The organism is Pseudomonas sp. MWU349, assembly GCF_017947325.1.
GTDB classification, from domain to species: domain Bacteria; phylum Pseudomonadota; class Gammaproteobacteria; order Pseudomonadales; family Pseudomonadaceae; genus Aquipseudomonas; species Aquipseudomonas protegens.
Genome location: NZ_JAFEVP010000004.1, coordinates 490030 through 505761 on the forward strand (window position 1 = coordinate 490030; position 15732 = coordinate 505761).

Below are 15732 nucleotides of genomic sequence, written 5' to 3' on the forward strand. Positions count from 1 at the left end.
AGAGAACCCAGTGCTGAGTGCCGAGCTGAAGGCTTTTTACATGGTCGCCCGCCTGGGCAGCATTACCCAGGCGGCGAAGAAGCTCGGCCTCAGCCAGCCCACGGTGACTACCCAGGTCCGCAACCTGGAGAGCCAGTACGCGGTGGAGCTGTTCTACCGAGGCGGCCGCCGCCTGAGCCTGAGCGATGAGGGCGCGCGCTTGCTGCCGATGGTCAAGGAGCTGCTGCAGAAAGAGTCGGATATCGAATTCTTCCTGCGCAACTGCGGGCAGGTGCAGGGCACGCTGCGTATCGCCGCCACCGCGCCTTACTACATCCTCGATCTGGTGAAGACTTTCCGCCAGCGCCTGCCCCAGGTGGAGGTCTCGGTGGAAATCGGCAACTCCCAGCAGGTCCTGGAGGCACTGGAAGACTATCGGGTGGATGTGGCCGCTTCCTCCCAACTGCTAGAGGATTCGCGGTTGGTCCGTCGGGTGCTGGGCAGTGACCCGCTGGTGCTGGCGGTGCATCGCAACCACCCCCTGGCGGCGCTGGATCACGTGCCCCTCAACGCCCTGGCCGGGCATACGCTGCTGATGCGCGAACCCGGCTCCACCACCCGCAGCCTCACCGAAGGTCTGCTGAAGAACGCCAACGTCAGTTTTGGTCCGCTGTTGGAGATCGGCAGCCGTGAATCGATCCGCGAGGCGGTGCTGCGCAATATCGGCATCAGCATCATTGCCCGCCAGGAAGTGCCCCACGATCCGCAACTGCGGGTACTGACCATCGAAAACGCGCCGCAGATCGCCGAGTACCTGTATTGCCTCAAGGAGCGCAAGAACGCCCGCCTTCCCGCCGCTTTTTTGGGCCTGGCCCAGGAAATGGCTCCCGCCTGAAAGATCTGCATCGGCCATGCCGATGCCTTCGCGAGCACATGACTGACAAGTGAACCTAAATCCCTGAATACCACTATCGGTCGTTTTTGCCTTACTGCCATATGACCGACGCATTGCAACTCTAGGATTTGCCTCATCTGCTAGATGAGGTGCGTCCATGAACAACTCCGCTGCAACTGCCCTGAGCAACCCCGGTGCGCCGATGAAGGTGCGCGGTATCCACAAGCGCTTCGGTGCCTTCACCGCGCTGGATAACGTGTCCCTGGACGTCGCCGCCGGTGAGCTGGTGTGCCTGCTGGGGCCGTCCGGCTGCGGCAAGACCACCTTGCTGCGCTGCATCGCCGGCCTGGAACGCCAGGACCAGGGCGAGTTGTACCTCGGGGATCGGGACGTGTCGCTGCTGGCGCCCCAGGCCCGGGACTACGGGATCCTGTTCCAGTCCTACGCGCTGTTCCCCAACCTCACGGTAGAAGCCAACATCGCCTACGGCCTGTCCGGCAGTGGCCGCGAAGAAGCGCGCAAGCGCGTGGCGCAGATGCTGGAGCTGGTGGGGCTGACCGGCAGCGAGAAGAAGTACCCCGGCCAGCTGTCCGGCGGCCAGCAGCAGCGCGTGGCCCTGGCCCGTGCCTTGGCGCCGGCGCCGTCGTTGCTGCTGCTGGACGAGCCGATGTCGGCCCTGGACGCACGGGTGCGCGAGCACCTGTGCACCGAGCTGCGCCAGCTGCAGCGGCGCCTGGGGATCACCACCCTGATGGTTACCCACAACCAGGACGAAGCCATGCTGATGGCCGACCGCATTGCCGTGATGAATAACGGCAAGGTCGAGCAGTACGCCACACCCCAGGAAATCTATGACCGTCCGGCCACGCCGTTCGTCGCCGAATTCGTCGGCCAGGGCAACTGGCTACCCTTCAGCCGCAACAGCGACAGCCATGCCCAGGTTGGCGGCATGAATGTGCGCCTGGCCGACGGCTCGGCCAAGACCGCCTCGGGCCGGCTGTTCTGCCGCCCGGAAGCCATCAGCGTGAATCCGCCGGTGCACGAGGAAAACCTGTTCCCGGCCAAGGTCCGCGAGATCACCTTCCTCGGCAATCGCTGCCGCATGAGCTTCGAGCTCAATCAACTGCCGGGGCATGCGCTGCTGGCTGAACTGGCACCGGAAGCCATGCCGCGCCTGGGGGCCCAGGATATCTGGGTCGCCTTGCCGCCGCGCAGCCTCCAGGTGTTTGCCTAAGATGACCGCGCACATGTCCCTGCCGCTACCCGCCAAGCGGGCGCGCCAGGCTTCCCGTGCCGAGATCGGCGACCGTATTTTTGTCGTCGGCGGCAAGGTCCTGCTTCTGCTCCTGCTGGGTGTAGCGGTGCTGTTACCCCTGTTGGCGATCTTCTGGCGCGGCTTCAGCGCCGAGGCCGGGCAGGGCGGAGGCTGGCTGGCGGCTCGCGAGCTGGTGGCCAGCGAAAACTTCCACTGGTTGCTGGGTAACAGCCTGAAGGTCTCCCTCAGCGTGGCCGCCATCGTCGTGCCCCTGGCCTACCTGTTCGCCTACGCCCTGCAACGCACGCTGATTCCCGGCAAGGGCATCTGGCGCGGCCTGTCGCTGTTGCCGCTGATGGCGCCGTCGATGCTCCCGGGCATTGCCCTGGTCTATCTGTTCGGCAACCAGGGCATGCTTCGCGGCCTGTTCGCCGACAACATCTACGGCTTCTGGGGCATTGTCCTGGGTGAAGTGATCTACACCTTTCCCCATGCCCTGATGATCCTGCTCTCGGCGCTGTCCCTGGCGGACGCGCGGCTGTTCGACGCCGCGTCGAGCATGGGCGCCAGCCCCGCCAAGGCCTTTCGCAGCATCACCTGGCCGGCCACTCGGCAGGCGGTGTTCGCCGCCTTCTGCCTGGTGTTCACCCTGACCATCACCGACTTCGGCGTGCCAGTGGTAGTGGGTGGCGACTATCAGGTGCTGGCCCTGGAAGCCTACAAGGCGGTGGTGGGGCAGCAGCAGTTCGGCCGCGGCGCGTTGATCGGCATGGTCCTGCTGCTGCCGGCCCTGTTCAGCTTCGGTGTCGATGCCTGGCTGCGCCGGCGCCATGGCGACTCCATGAGCGGCCGTGCCCAGGTATTCAAGCCAGCGCCGTCGCGGCTGCGCGATGGCTGCTACCTGGCCATTGTGCTGCTGATCTGCGCGGCCCTGCTGCTGGTGTTCGGCATGGCGGTGTTTTCGTCGCTGGTGAAATTCTGGCCCTACAACCTGTCGCTGTCGCTGAACCACTACCAGTTCAACGACACCGCCGGCGGTGGCTGGCTGGCCTACCGCAACAGCCTGACCATGGCCCTGTGCACGGCGCTGATCGGTAGCGTGGTGATCTTCACCGGCGCCTACCTGATGGAGAAGACCCGCGGCCAGCGCGGCTTGAACCTGGCGCTGCGCATGCTCAGTTTCGTGCCCATGGCGGTGCCCGGGCTGGTGCTGGGCCTGGGCTACGTCTTCTTCTTCAACCTCAATGGCAACCCGCTGCATGTGTTCTACGGCACCATGACCCTGCTGGTGGTGTGCACCATCGCCCACTACCTGACCACCGCGCAGATGACCGCCACCACCGCCCTGCGCCAGCTGGATGCCGAGTTCGAGGCGGCGGCGCTGTCGCTCAAGGCGCCGCTGTACCGGCATTACCTGCGGGTTACCGTGCCGATCTGCCTGCCGGCGTTGCTGGACATCGTGCGCTACCTGTTCGTCTCGGCCATGACCACGGTGTCGGCGGCGATCTTCCTCTACAGCCCGGACACCATCCTCGCCGCCGTGGCCGTGCTGAACATGGACGACGCCGGCAACGTCGGCGGTGCCGCGGCCATGTCGACCCTGATCCTGTTCACTTCGGCCGGCGTCTCGCTGCTCCTGGCCTGGGCTTCGCGCGGCCTGCTACGCCGCTCCCAGGCCTGGCGCCAGGGCACGCCGGGCCACTGATGCGCTTCACCCACCCCCACTCTGATCTGCACTCACTAAGGAACCGCACCATGTTCAAGCCCCTGGCTCTTGCCGCTGCCGTCCTCTCTGCTGTCAGCCTGAACGCCTTTGCTGCGAAAACCGAGCTGACGGTCTACACGGCCCTTGAAGCCGAGCAACTGAAGTCCTACAAGCAAGCCTTCGAAAAGGCCAACCCGGACGTGGAGATCAAGTGGGTGCGTGACTCCACCGGGATCATCACCGCCAAACTGCTGGCGGAAAAAGCCCGCCCGCAGGCCGATGCGGTCTGGGGCCTGGCCGCGTCCAGCCTGGCGATCCTCGACCAGCAGGGCATGCTGCAAAGCTACGCGCCCAAGGATCTGGGCAAGATCGGCCCGAACTACCGCGACGCCGCCAACCCACCGGCCTGGGTCGGCATGGACGTCTGGGCCGCCACCATCTGCTTCAACACCGTGGAGGCCGAAAAACAGGGCCTGACCAAGCCGGTGAGCTGGCAGGACCTGACCAAGCCCGAGTACAAGGGCAAGATCGTCATGCCCAACCCGGCCTCCTCGGGCACCGGCTTCCTCGACGTCAGCGCCTGGCTGCAGACCTTCGGCGAGAAGCAGGGCTGGCAGTACATGGATGAGCTGCACCAGAACATCGGCCAGTACGTCCACTCCGGTTCCAAGCCCTGCAAGCTGGCCGCCGCCGGTGAATTCCCGATTGGTATCTCCTTCGAATACCCGGCCGTGCAGCTCAAGCGCCAGGGCGCGCCGCTGGACATCGTCCTGCCGAAGGAAGGCCTGGGCTGGGAAATCGAAGCCACGGCGGTGATCAAGGGCACGCCGCATGAAGAAGCGGCGAAGAAACTCGCCGACTTCTCCGCCAGCCCCGAGGCCATGGAGCTGTACAAGGAAAACTTCGCCGTGCTGGCCCAGCCGGGCATCGCCAAGCCGCAGACCGAACTGCCGGCCGACTACGAGCAGCGCCTGATCAAGAACGACTTTGCCTGGGCCTCGAAGAACCGCGACGAGATCCTCGCCGAATGGCGCAAGCGCTATGACGGCAAGTCGGAAAAGGTTGCCAAGCAGTAACCGATCAATCGCTTTCGCCGGCAAGCCGGCTCCTTCCGGGTTGGTAGGAGCTGGCTTGCCGGCGAAGGCGCTCCCCATCCAGGACACAACTCATGACCCATCACAGCGATCTGCTGATCGTCGGCGCCGGCATCCTCGGCCTGTCCCATGCCTATGCCGCCGCCAAACGCGGTCTGCGGGTGCACGTTTTCGAGCGCAGCGCCACCCCCCTGGGCGCTTCGGTGCGCAACTTCGGCCAGGCTCTGGTCACCGGCCAGCCGCCGGGCACCATGCTGGAGCTGGCCAGGGCCAGCCGCGAGATCTGGGCCGACTGGCAGCAGCTGGCGGGCCTGCAACTCAAACGCAATGGCTCTTTCCTGTTCGCCCGCAACGAAGCCGAGGAGCAGTTGCTCGAAGCCTTCTGCGCCGGGCGTGCGCGGGAGCACGGCTACCGCGTCGAGCTGCTCCAGGGCGCGGCGCTGAATGATCTGTACGGCGGCCAGTTCCGCCATCACCGGGCGGCCTTGCACGGCCTGGACGACCAGCAGCTGTATTCCCGTGAAGCGATCCCGCAACTGATCGACTACCTGCGCCGGGACCTGGGGGTGCAGTTTCACTTCTCGACCCTGGTGCGGGATATCCAGCCGGGCCAGTTGCGCAGCACCGCCGGCAACTTCCACGCGCCGCGGATCGTGCTGTGTTCGGGGCACGATTATCAGACCCTGCTGGCGGAGCAGATCGCCGCCTTGCAACCGCAGATCTGCCGCTTGCAGATGCTCCGGGCGCGGCCCGAGGCCAATCTCAATCTGCAACATGCCTTGCTGACCGGTCTGAGTTGCGTGCACTACGGGGCCTTCGCCGACCTGCCGGAAGCCGCCGCGGTGCAAGCGCAGATTCTGCGCGAGGCGCCCCATCTGCACGAGCATGGCATCCACCTGTTGATCAGCCCGACTCCCTATGGCGAGCTGATCATCGGCGATTCCCACGATTACGGTAGCGATCCTTCACCGTTCAATGCTGAACAGGTGGACAACTGGCTGCTCGAACTGGCCGAGCAGACCCTGGGTTGCAAGGTCCGGGTGGTGGAGCGCTGGCAGGGTGTCTACGGCGCTCGCGGCCCGGCACCGTTCTCCTTCCTGGAGGCGGCCCCCGGGGTCCATGTGGCCCTGATGCACACCGGAGTCGGCATGAGCGTTGGCCCGGCCATGGCCGAGGGCAATATCGCCCGGCTGCTGGAGGAGGCGTGATGGAGCGGCGACAGCAGGTGGTCGACGAGGTCTTCGGCCTGTACGAGCATTTCGGCGACTGCGACTACATCGGCGAGCCGGTGTCGCAGATCGAGCACATGTCCCAGGCCGCGCAGTTGGCCCTGGCGGAAGGTTATGACGACGAGGTGGTGCTGGCGGCGTTCTTCCACGATATCGGGCATATCTGCCAGCAGGATGCCGAGAACATGGGCGGCTTCGGCGTGGTCAGCCATGAACGCCTGGGTGCGGACTACCTGCGCCGAGCGGGTTTCAGCGAACGCCTGGCGCGGCTGGTGGAATACCACGTCCAGGCCAAGCGCTACCTGACCTTCAAGGATCCCGGTTATTACCAGCGGCTGAGCGAAGCCAGCCGGCGCACCCTGGAGTACCAGGGTGGGGTGATGAGCGCAGCAGAGGCGGCAGCCTTCGAACTCGACCCTTTGTGGGCGGTGAGTTTGCGCATGCGCCACTGGGACGAGCAGGCCAAGGAAATGTGGGTGCCGGTGATGGATTTGCAGGTGCTCAAGGACAAGGCGCTGGCGGTGTTGGCCTGAGGGCCCTTTCGCGGGCAAGCCCGCTCCTGCAGGGCAGGGTAGGAGCCGGCTTGCCCGCGAAGGCGGTCTAAGACACCAGCAACGTCTCAGCCAGCGCCTCGATCTGCTCCTGGCGCTCGGCCTGGCTCAGGCGTTTTTGCGGATTGAGCGATGACCACTGCGGGTGCGCCCGGGCCTTGTTCAGGGCCTCTGGCAACTTGCCTTCGCGCCAGCTCTTGTCCTCCGGCGTGGCCAGGCGAATGCTGTCCATGGCCGCGTGCCCGCGCCGGTTCAAGGCTTGCACCAGCTGCCGTTGGCGCAATGCCAGCAGCCGCAGCACGCTGTCGTCCACGGTCAGCTCGCGTTGGCCCTTGAGTTTGCCCAGCAGGCGGCTGCCGTAGCTGCGGGCGGTTTGCAGGGCGCCGCCGGCAATAGCCCCGGCCAGCGCCGCGGCCCCCAGGGTCAAACCACCCACCAGCAAATCCACCCCTGCGCCGGCCGCGGCTCCGGCGGCGATGCCGCTGCCCACCCGCACCCCCAGTTGCTTGAGGGTTTCCGGGTTGAACAGGTCGTCGCCCCAGCGCCCGTCCAGTAGCGGCAGATCGCTGGCCGACGCATCCTCGGGGCGGAAGGCGTAGAACTTGAGCAGGGCTTCGACGCAGCGCTGCTCGCGCTGGCGGATGGCCTGGCGCAGTTCGCCAATGGCCTGTTGTTCCTGCTGGGCGTCGCTGGCCACGCTGCGGCGGCAGGCGGCGCAGTCCACCAGCAGCTCGGCAATCAGCCGCGCTGCGCTGTGCTGGCGGGCCAGGCGCTGGGCCTCCTGGTCATCGATCAAGCGTTGCAGGGCCGGGCGCGCGTGCTCCAGCAGCAGCGCCAGGCTTTCATACAGGCGCCGTTCGCCGTCCTCCGGTGGCGCCACGCTGTCGAAGCGCACCAGGGCGTGCAGCCCCAGGCGGGCCAAAGCATCGCGCCAGTCGCCTTCGCGCTGTTCGGCGCTGCTGACGAAATTCAGCACAGGCAGCAGCGGCTTGCCGCAACCGGTGAGCACTTCAAGTTCATCGCGGTACTTGGCCAGCACCGGCTCGCGGGCGTCGATCACATACAGGCCGGCGTCCGAGGCCAGCAGTTGGCGCAGGACCTTGGCTTCCTGTTCGAAGCGCTGGCGGGCCTCGCTGCCGTCGAGAAACCGCGCCATCCGCGCCGGTCCGTCCAGGCGTTCGCCCGGGCGCTCAAGGCGCTCCAGGTAGTCCAGCAGGGCGATGGCGTCTTCCAGGCCGGGGGTGTCGTAGAGCTCCAGCAGGGGCTGGCCATCCACCGAGAGGCGGGCGCCTTCCACGTGCCGGGTGGTGCTGGGGCGGTGGGAGACTTCGCCAAAACCTACGTCCCGGGTCAGGGTGCGCAGCAGCGAGGTCTTGCCGACGTTGGTGTGGCCGACCACTGCGAGTTTCAACGGCTTGTGGCGCGTATCAGTCATGACCGTTCTCCAGCCAGTCGAGAGGGGCGCAATCGGCGAAGGGCAGTTGCAGCTGTTGCAGGGCGCTGTGCCAGTCCCCCAGGCGATCGGCGTCCAGGGCCTGGCCGGGCGGGGCTTGCAGCAGCCAGACCCGGGTGGCGCTGGCGTTGCGCGCCAGTTCGGCGATCAGCCCCAGGCTGCCGCGGTCCGGCGAGCGCCGCGGGTCGCAGGCGATTACCAGGCGCGCCGGGGGAAAGCGGCTCATCTGCTCTAGCAGACGGTTGCGCGACTCGCGGCTGTCGAGGATGCCGGCGTCCTTGACGCTCTCCGGCAGTTGCGGCGGCCAGGGGCGCTGGTTGTCCAGTTCGATGGCCACCAGCAGCGCGCCGCTGCTGTCCTGGGCATTGACGCCGCCTTCGACCCGGTGCAACTGCTCGGGGGCCGCATCGTTGACCCCCAGGCGCTCGCTGCTGGGCATCAGGCGCTCACGCAATTGGGCGTAGCCTGGCAGGTTGAGGTCCAGTTGCAGGCGCGCCTGCCCGTGTTTCCAGCGCCAGCGGCAGAACAGCATCAGCAGCAGGCGCGGCAGCACGCCGTAGATCGTCACCAGCACCACCAGCCAGATGGCCCAGGACTGGCGGATCAGTTCGGTGTTGTAGACATCCCGGGTGCTGGCCTGGATGGTCGCCACGCTCGGCGCGCCGAAGCCCATGCTGCGGGGCAGGGCGCTGAGGGCGTTGGTAATGGCCACGAAGGCATCGCTGCCCAGCAGGGTGCTTTCCCAGACAAAGCTGTAGCGGTGGGTGGTCAGCAGCACCAGCAGCATGACCACGGCGCTGAACAGGGCCAGGCACCACAGGCCGTTGATCAGGCTGCCCAGGGCCCAGCGGTTGAGCTTGCGCCGTTGCAGCAACAGCACCAGGGCCGGTGGCAACTGCGCGGCCTTGGCATCGCGGGAGAATTTCTCGCTGAGCCACAGCCACAGGCGGCCCAGGCTGGCGCCGTGCTCGCCGGCGAACAGCAGGCCAGCCAGCCAGCTCAGCAGCAGGATCAGGTTGATTCCCAGCAGGCTGCCCAGGGCCCAGAACACGTTCACCGGTTGCTGGGTGCTGCCCAGGGCGCTGAAGGCCAGGCCGGCGCCGCTGATCACCGCCAGAACCGAGAGCGCCAGCAGGGCCAGCCTTGCGCCCTGGTGCCAGTGCAGCAGGGCGCTGTGCAGGCCGTCACGCTGGGCCAGCCACAGGGCGCGGTTCTGGATGCGGGTCGCCAGGTCGCCGCCCTGGTTGCGGGCCAGGCGATTGGCTTCCTGATCTTCCAGCGGGCCGGCGTGTTCCTCGCGCAGGCGCACGGTCTCGGTCAGCCACAGGCGTTGCAGGGGAGTCAGTGCAGTCACGCGTCATTCCATCGCTCAAAAGTGCGCTGAGCATAACTGCTGCAGCGCGGATCGGGGTACGTTGCCAGGTCCTGGTCCTCTGGTATCCTCGCCGGCATGAAAAAATCTCTCCCTCTCAGCCTGATCGCGGCCCTCGCACAAAACCGCGTGATCGGCGTCGACAACAGCATGCCCTGGCATTTGCCGGGGGATTTCAAATTCTTCAAGGCCACCACCCTGGGCAAGCCCATCATCATGGGGCGCAAGACCTGGGATTCTCTCGGCCGGCCGTTGCCCGGGCGGTTGAATATCGTGGTCAGTCGTCAGACCGGCCTGGTGCTCGAAGGTGCCGAGGTCTACCCGTCTTTGGAGGCCGCGGTGGAACGGGCCGAGGAATGGGCCCTGGAGCAGGGCGCCAGCGAGCTGATGCTGATTGGCGGCGCGCAGCTTTATAGCCAGGGCCTGGAGCAGGCGGATCGCCTGTATCTGACGCGGGTAGCCTTGAGCCCGGAAGGCGATGCCTGGTTTCCGGAGTTCGATGAGCAACAGTGGAAGCGGGTGTCAGAGGTGCCGAACCCGGCGCAAGGGGACAAGCCGGCGTACAGCTTCGAGGTGTGGGAGAAGCGCTGAGCGCTCCGCCAGCCCGCCGGGCTCCCGAAGGAACCGGCGGGCCGGTGAAGAGATCGATCAGGCCTGAGCCAGTTCTTCGTGCTCATCGGCGTCCAGCAACGCCTTGTCGGTCTGCTGCATCACCTGGCTGGTGATGGCGCCTGCGGTCATCGACCCGCTGACGTTGAGCGCGGTGCGGCCCATGTCGATCAGCGGCTCCACGGAAATCAGCAGCGCCACCAGCGACACCGGCAGGCCCATGGCCGGCAGCACGATCAGCGCGGCGAAGGTCGCGCCGCCGCCCACGCCTGCAACGCCGGCAGAACTCAGGGTGACGATGGCCACGAGGGTGGCGATCCACAGCGGGTCCAGCGGGTTGATGCCCACGGTCGGGGCAACCATCACCGCCAGCATGGCCGGGTACAGGCCGGCGCAGCCGTTCTGGCCGATGGTGGCGCCGAACGAAGCGGCAAAGCTGGCGATGGACTGGGGAATGCCCAGGCGCCGGGTCTGGGCCTCGATGCTCAGGGGAATGCTGGCGGCGCTGGAGCGGCTGGTGAACGCGAAGGTCAGCACTGGCCAGACCTTGCGGAAGAAGCGCAGCGGGTTGATCCCGGCCAGAGCCACCAGCAGGCCGTGGACCACGAACATCAGCCCCAGGCCGAGGTAGGACACCACCACGAAACTGCCCAGCTTGATGATGTCCTGCAGGTTGGAGCCAGCCACCACCTTGGTCATCAGCGCCAGCACACCGTAGGGTGTGAGCTTCATCACCAGGCGCACCAGGCGCATCACCCAGGCTTGCAGGGTGTCGATGGCGTTGAGCACTTTCTGGCCCTTGTCGGCATCGTCCTTGAGCAGTTGCAGCGCCGCCACGCCCAGGAAGGCAGCGAAGATCACCACGCTGATGATCGAGGTCGGCTTGGCCCGGGCCAGGTCGGCGAAAGGGTTCTGCGGGATGAACGACAGCAGCAGCTGCGGCACGTTGAGGTCGGCCACCTTGCCTGCGTAATCGCTCTGGATCACTTGCAGGCGGGCCATTTCCTGGGTGCCGGCCACCAGCCCTTCGGCGGTCAGGCCAAACAGGTTGGTCAGGCCGATGCCCACCAGCGCGGCGATGGCAGTGGTGAACAGCAGGGTGCCGATGGTCAGGAAGCTGATCTTGCCCAGGGACGACGCATTGTGCAGGCGGGCCACGGCGCTGAGGATCGAGGCGAACACCAGGGGGATGACGATCATCTGCAGCAATTGCACGTAGCCGTTGCCCACCAGGTCGAACCAGGCGATGGAGGCCTTGAGGACCGGGTTGCCGGCGCCGTAGAGGCTGTGCAGGGCGATGCCGAAGACCACGCCCAGCACCAGGGCCAGCAGGACTTTCTTGGCCAGGCTCCAGCTGGTATGGCGGGTTTGTGCCAGGCCCAGCAGCAAGGCCAGGAACACCAGCAGGTTGAGGAACAGCGGCAGATTCATTGGGGCTCCGATAAGGCTTGTGCCAATCGCGGCTCAGGGCGATTGCGAACCGGCAAGCCTAACAGCTTGAAATCTATTGAATAATAACGATATCGCATGGCTACTGTCGTTTTTGGAATAAGCGATTGACGTTCAGGCGCATGTGGCTGGCGCTTACGGGATGCAAGCGGTCGCGTGGAGACGAGAACTGTCACAGGGATTTGTTAGCGTCGAAGGCTTTCACTCAGGGAGAAAACCGCCGATGAAACTCGCTCCGAAATTGCTCGCAGTCGCACTCTGCCTGGGCCTCGCCGGCCAGGCCCTGGCCACCGAGTTGAAGCACTGGCCCGCGGAACAGGCCAAGCAGCTGGACGCGATGATCGCGGCCAATGCCAACAAGGGTAACTACGCGGTGTTCGACATGGACAACACCAGTTACCGCTACGACCTGGAAGAATCCCTGCTGCCCTTCATGGAAAACAAGGGCCTGATTACCCGCGACACGCTTGACCCGTCGCTCAAGCTGATCCCGTTCAAGGACACCGCCGAGCACAAGGAAAGCCTGTTCAGCTACTACTACCGCCTCTGTGAAATCGACGACATGGTCTGCTACCCCTGGGTGGCGCAGGTGTTCTCCGGCTTCACCCTCAAGGAGCTCAAGGGCTATGTCGATGAGCTGATGGCTTCCGGCAAGCCGGTGCCGAGCACCTATTACGATGGTGATGTGGTCAAGACCATCGAGGTCAACCCGCCCAAGGTCTTCACCGGCCAGGCCGAGCTGTACAACAAGCTGATGGAGAACGGTATCGAGGTCTATGTGATGACCGCCGCCTCCGAAGAGCTGGTGCGCATGGTCGCCGCCGATCCCAAGTACGGCTACAACGTCAAGCCGCAGAACGTCATCGGCGTGACCACCCTGCTCAAGGATCGCAAGACTGGCGCCCTGACCACCGCGCGCAAGCAGATCAGCGAAGGCAAATATGACGAGAAGGCCAACCTCGGCCTTGAACTGACCCCCTACCTGTGGACCCCGGCCACCTGGATGGCGGGCAAGCATGCGGCGATCCTGACCTACATCGACGAGTGGAAGAAACCGGTGCTGGTGGGCGGCGACACCCCCACCAGTGACGGCTACATGCTGTTCCACGATGTTGACGTGGCCAAGGGCGGCATTCACTTGTGGGTTAACCGCAAGGACAAATACATGACTCAGCTCAACGGCATGATCGCCAAGCACGCCGCGGCCCAGGCCAAGGAAGGGTTGCCGGTGACCGCCGACAAGAACTGGGTGATCGTCAAGCCCGAAGACATCCAGTAAGCCTGCCTGCTAAACCGCCCCTCTGTAGGAGCCGGCTTGCCGGCGAAGAGGCCATTGGGTCCGGCGTCGCCCTCGCGGACGCCTTCGCTGGCAAGCCAGCTCCTACGGTTAACCGGTCCGCCAAGCCGCTGTCATCTGTAGGAGCCGGCTTGCCGGCGAAGAGGCCTTTGGGTCTGGCGTCGCTCTTGTGGACGCCTTCGCTGGCAAGCCAGCTCCTACCTGGCGGAGAATGTTTCAACTTGTGACTGCCAAACCCCCTCTGCCATAATCGCGTCCGTTTCCCATCCCCCGCCTGCTCTCCCTTGTGCCGGGTTTGTCCCCGACTGCACGTAATGGACTACGTTGTGAGCTATCTCTCGATCGAATTCGGCCTCTGTTTCATCCTGTTCTTCGTTCTGTACTGGGGCCTGGGCTTCAGCCTGCGCTTGCAGAACGTCCTGCTGCTGGTGGCCAGCTACGCGATCCTCGCCAGCTTCAGCCTGAACTTCCTCTACATCCTGCTGGGCTACACGGCCCTGGTGTACCTGCTCGGCCTGTTGAGCCAGCGTTACCCCGGGCGCGGCTGGGTCAATGGACTGATGCTGCTGCTGGTGCTGGGGGCGTTCTACCTGTTCAAGTACCAGGATTTCTTCACCAGTACGGTGCAGAACGCCTTCGCCCAGTTCGGTGTCGAGGTGTCGCTGCCGCTGCTGGAGGTGTTGCTGCCGGTGGGTCTGTCGTTCTATGCCTTCCACTCGGTCAGCTACCTGGTATCGATCAACCGCCGCGAGCTGACCCCGGGCTCGCCCTTCGACCTGGCGCTGTACCTGGCCTTCTTCCCCAGCCTGATCGCCGGTCCGGTGAACCGGGCGATTCCCATGCTGGCGCAGATCAACCCGCCGCAGTTGCGCCAGGTACTGGAGCCGCAGCGCGCCCTGGGCCTGATCGCAGTGGCGGTGGTCAAGCTGTTCTTCCTCAGTTCCTGGCTGGCCAACGAATGGGTCGACCCGGTATTCGACAGCCCGGTGGCCTATTCTGCCGAGCAGATCCTGCGTGCGGTCTACGGCTATTCGTTCCTGATCTACTTCAACTTCAGCGGCTACACCGACCTGGTGACGGGCATCGCCCTGCTGCTGGGCTTCCGCCTGCCGCAGAACTTCAACTACCCCTACGCGGCGCGCAACCTCAAGGAATTCTGGGGCCGCTGGCACATCAGCCTGTCGACCTTCATCCGTGACTATGTGTACATCCCCCTGGGGGGCAACCGTGGGCCGGTGTGGCGCGGCAACCTGAACATGCTGCTGGCGATGCTGATTTCCGGCCTGTGGCACGGCGCCAGCGCCAACTTCATCATCTGGGGCGCGCTGCACGGTATCGGCCTGGCCCTGTACAAGCTGTGCAGCCCGCTGCTGGCTCGGGGGCCGAGCTGGATCGGCGCCGACCTCATGGCGCGGCTGCTGACCTTCCACTATGTGGCGTTCGCCTGGATCTTCTTCCGCTGCGCGACCCTGTCCGATGCCATGGACATGCTCAAGGGCCTGGGCGAGCTGTCCTTGGGCGGCCTGCTTGGCGGCGGCGCCAGCCTGCTGGGCTGCCTGCTGTTCGTGGCCTTCTACCCACGGATCGTGGCGCTGCTGCGCCGCCTGTTCGATGCCGCCACCGGTTTGCCGTGGCTGTTCTATCCAGTGCCGCTGGGGCTGTTTATCTGCGTGGTCATCTTCGCCTCTCCGTCGGGCGTGCCGGGGTTCATCTATGCCAGTTTCTAACCGTTCGCCCTTGTCGATCAGCCTCGGTAGCGCGGCCAAGGTCTTCTACGCCCTGGTGGTGACCAGCCTGCTGCTGGTGTGGTTCAACCAGCAGTCGATCCGCCTCTACTGCCAGCAGAAGTACCACGACGACTGCGAGATCCCGGGGTTGTCGCAGAACCCGCAGTGGCGCTTTGGCGCGCAACTCAACCAGGCCCTGGAAAATGCCCGGGTGGCCTTTGTCGGCAGCTTCACTGGCCAGGTGATGGTGGCCGAGGCCGCCGCGGAGCAAGAGCTGCCTGCTTTGCCGACGCTGGCCGAGGAGCCTGCGCCCGTACCTGCGCCGATCGCGAGCGCCCATGCTGCGCCGGTGCATCCCGCTCCGCAGGCGCCCGCTGCGGTGCATCCGCAGCCGGTGGCCGTGGCCCCGGTGGTCAGCCACCCGCCCAAGGTCGAGCCGGGGGCAACCACGCCGCTGATGGCCAGCCTGGCCACCGGGGATGAAGTGTTCTTCGTCGGTGATTCCCTGATGCAGGGCGTGGCGCCACACATGGCCAACACCTTGCGCAAGCGCTACAACGTCAAAAGCCTGAACCTCAGCAAGCAGAGCACCGGCCTTGCCTACCCCAGCTTCTTCAACTGGCCCAAGACGGTTGAAAGCACCCTGGCCAGCAACCCCAACATTCGCTTGATGGTGATTTTCCTCGGCCCCAACGACCCCTGGGACATGCCGGTGGTCAAGGGCAAGCCGTTCCTGCGCTTCAAGACCCCGGACTGGGAAGAAGCCTATCGCCAGCGCATCGATTCGATCCTCGACACCGCCCAGGCGCATAATGTGCAGGTGATCTGGGTCGGGCCGCCGAACATGGAGAAGCCCAAGCTGTCTACGGCCATGGCCTACCTGAGCCAGCTGTACAAGGGCCAGATCGAGCAGTACCACCAGCATTACGTCTCGGCCAACGAGATTCTCGGTTACCAGAGCGACGAATTTTCCTATTACCGCATCACCGGCGATGGCAAGAAGGTCAAGACCCGGGTCGACGACGGTATCCATTTCACCACCACTGGGCAGAAGCTGATCGCTGAGCGTGTGATCTCGCTGATCAACTTTCCCAGCCAACAATTGACGGAGCACTGA

13 protein-coding genes are annotated in these 15732 nt (G+C 65.2%); 10 read left to right on the forward strand and 3 right to left on the reverse strand.

Going from position 1 to position 15732, the window contains the following annotated elements; all coding sequences use genetic code 11:
• Positions 1–10 precede the first annotated feature (10 nt).
• The 6 genes from KCG88_RS18605 (at position 11) to KCG88_RS18630 (ending at position 6690) form a co-directional block, all read left to right on the forward strand.
• Positions 11–874 (forward strand): LysR family transcriptional regulator, encoded by an 864-nt coding sequence (locus KCG88_RS18605; protein ID WP_011064064.1) that lies wholly within the window; start codon positions 11–13, stop codon positions 872–874.
• Positions 875–1031: 157 nt separating this feature from the next.
• Positions 1032–2108 carry a putative 2-aminoethylphosphonate ABC transporter ATP-binding protein gene (locus KCG88_RS18610; RefSeq protein ID WP_047289791.1) on the forward strand — a complete coding sequence of 359 codons (1077 nt, stop codon included), beginning with the start codon at positions 1032–1034 and terminating at the stop codon, positions 2106–2108.
• Between the two features lies 1 nt (position 2109).
• Positions 2110–3834 carry a putative 2-aminoethylphosphonate ABC transporter permease subunit gene (locus KCG88_RS18615; protein ID WP_047338069.1) on the forward strand — a complete coding sequence of 575 codons (1725 nt, stop codon included), beginning with the start codon at positions 2110–2112 and terminating at the stop codon, positions 3832–3834.
• Between the two features lie 50 nt (positions 3835–3884).
• On the forward strand, positions 3885–4910 hold the full coding sequence (locus tag KCG88_RS18620) for a putative 2-aminoethylphosphonate ABC transporter substrate-binding protein (protein WP_011064061.1): 1026 nt from the start codon (positions 3885–3887) through the stop codon (positions 4908–4910).
• A 92-nt stretch (positions 4911–5002) separates the two neighbouring features.
• Entirely contained in the window at positions 5003–6136 is a 1134-nt protein-coding gene (locus tag KCG88_RS18625) for a TIGR03364 family FAD-dependent oxidoreductase (RefSeq protein WP_210712858.1), read from the forward strand.
• Positions 6136–6690, forward strand: coding sequence for a phosphonate degradation HD-domain oxygenase (locus tag KCG88_RS18630; protein WP_210712859.1), 555 nt, complete (start codon positions 6136–6138; stop codon positions 6688–6690). Before KCG88_RS18625 ends, KCG88_RS18630 begins: the two co-directional genes overlap by 1 nt.
• Positions 6691–6757: 67 nt before the next feature.
• Here the strand turns inward: KCG88_RS18630 and KCG88_RS18635 are convergent, their stop codons facing one another.
• Positions 6758–8143 carry a GTPase/DUF3482 domain-containing protein gene (locus KCG88_RS18635; protein WP_210712860.1) on the reverse strand — a complete coding sequence of 462 codons (1386 nt, stop codon included), beginning with the start codon at positions 8141–8143 and terminating at the stop codon, positions 6758–6760.
• Positions 8136–9515 (reverse strand): DUF2868 domain-containing protein, encoded by a 1380-nt coding sequence (locus tag KCG88_RS18640; RefSeq protein ID WP_210712861.1) that lies wholly within the window; start codon positions 9513–9515, stop codon positions 8136–8138. Before KCG88_RS18640 ends, KCG88_RS18635 begins: the two co-directional genes overlap by 8 nt.
• Before the next feature lie 96 nt (positions 9516–9611).
• On the opposite strand from KCG88_RS18640, the gene KCG88_RS18645 reads away from it, so the two are divergent.
• Entirely contained in the window at positions 9612–10124 is a 513-nt protein-coding gene (locus KCG88_RS18645) for a dihydrofolate reductase (RefSeq protein WP_047338065.1), read from the forward strand.
• 57 nt (positions 10125–10181) lie between these two features.
• Here the strand turns inward: KCG88_RS18645 and KCG88_RS18650 are convergent, their stop codons facing one another.
• A complete protein-coding gene (locus KCG88_RS18650) occupies positions 10182–11573 on the reverse strand; it encodes an L-cystine transporter (RefSeq protein ID WP_210712862.1) in 1392 nt (463 codons plus the stop codon).
• A 241-nt stretch (positions 11574–11814) separates the two neighbouring features.
• Between KCG88_RS18650 and KCG88_RS18655 the strand changes: the two genes are divergently transcribed.
• The 3 genes from KCG88_RS18655 (at position 11815) to KCG88_RS18665 (ending at position 15732) form a co-directional block, all read left to right on the forward strand.
• Positions 11815–12870, forward strand: a complete 1056-nt coding sequence (locus tag KCG88_RS18655) for a hypothetical protein (RefSeq protein WP_047338063.1) — start codon at positions 11815–11817, stop codon at positions 12868–12870.
• A 344-nt stretch (positions 12871–13214) separates the two neighbouring features.
• Positions 13215–14615 (forward strand): MBOAT family O-acyltransferase, encoded by a 1401-nt coding sequence (locus tag KCG88_RS18660; protein ID WP_026020235.1) that lies wholly within the window; start codon positions 13215–13217, stop codon positions 14613–14615.
• Positions 14602–15732, forward strand: a complete 1131-nt coding sequence (locus KCG88_RS18665) for an SGNH family hydrolase (RefSeq protein WP_047289776.1) — start codon at positions 14602–14604, stop codon at positions 15730–15732. The genes KCG88_RS18660 and KCG88_RS18665 overlap by 14 nt, the downstream gene beginning before the upstream one ends.

What these genes read in the sequence shown, in the direction of transcription:
- KCG88_RS18610 (WP_047289791.1), top strand. Translation starts at nt 1,032, where the DNA reads ATGAACAACTCCGCTGCAACTGCCCTGAGCAACCCCGGTGCGCCGATG.
- KCG88_RS18615 (WP_047338069.1), top strand. Translation starts at nt 2,110, where the DNA reads ATGACCGCGCACATGTCCCTGCCGCTACCCGCCAAGCGGGCGCGCCAG.
- KCG88_RS18620 (WP_011064061.1), top strand. Translation starts at nt 3,885, where the DNA reads ATGTTCAAGCCCCTGGCTCTTGCCGCTGCCGTCCTCTCTGCTGTCAGC.
- KCG88_RS18625 (WP_210712858.1), top strand. Translation starts at nt 5,003, where the DNA reads ATGACCCATCACAGCGATCTGCTGATCGTCGGCGCCGGCATCCTCGGC.
- KCG88_RS18630 (WP_210712859.1), top strand. Translation starts at nt 6,136, where the DNA reads ATGGAGCGGCGACAGCAGGTGGTCGACGAGGTCTTCGGCCTGTACGAG.
- KCG88_RS18635 (WP_210712860.1), bottom strand. Translation starts at nt 8,143, where the DNA reads ATGACTGATACGCGCCACAAGCCGTTGAAACTCGCAGTGGTCGGCCAC.
- KCG88_RS18645 (WP_047338065.1), top strand. Translation starts at nt 9,612, where the DNA reads ATGAAAAAATCTCTCCCTCTCAGCCTGATCGCGGCCCTCGCACAAAAC.
- KCG88_RS18650 (WP_210712862.1), bottom strand. Translation starts at nt 11,573, where the DNA reads ATGAATCTGCCGCTGTTCCTCAACCTGCTGGTGTTCCTGGCCTTGCTG.
- KCG88_RS18655 (WP_047338063.1), top strand. Translation starts at nt 11,815, where the DNA reads ATGAAACTCGCTCCGAAATTGCTCGCAGTCGCACTCTGCCTGGGCCTC.
- KCG88_RS18665 (WP_047289776.1), top strand. Translation starts at nt 14,602, where the DNA reads ATGCCAGTTTCTAACCGTTCGCCCTTGTCGATCAGCCTCGGTAGCGCG.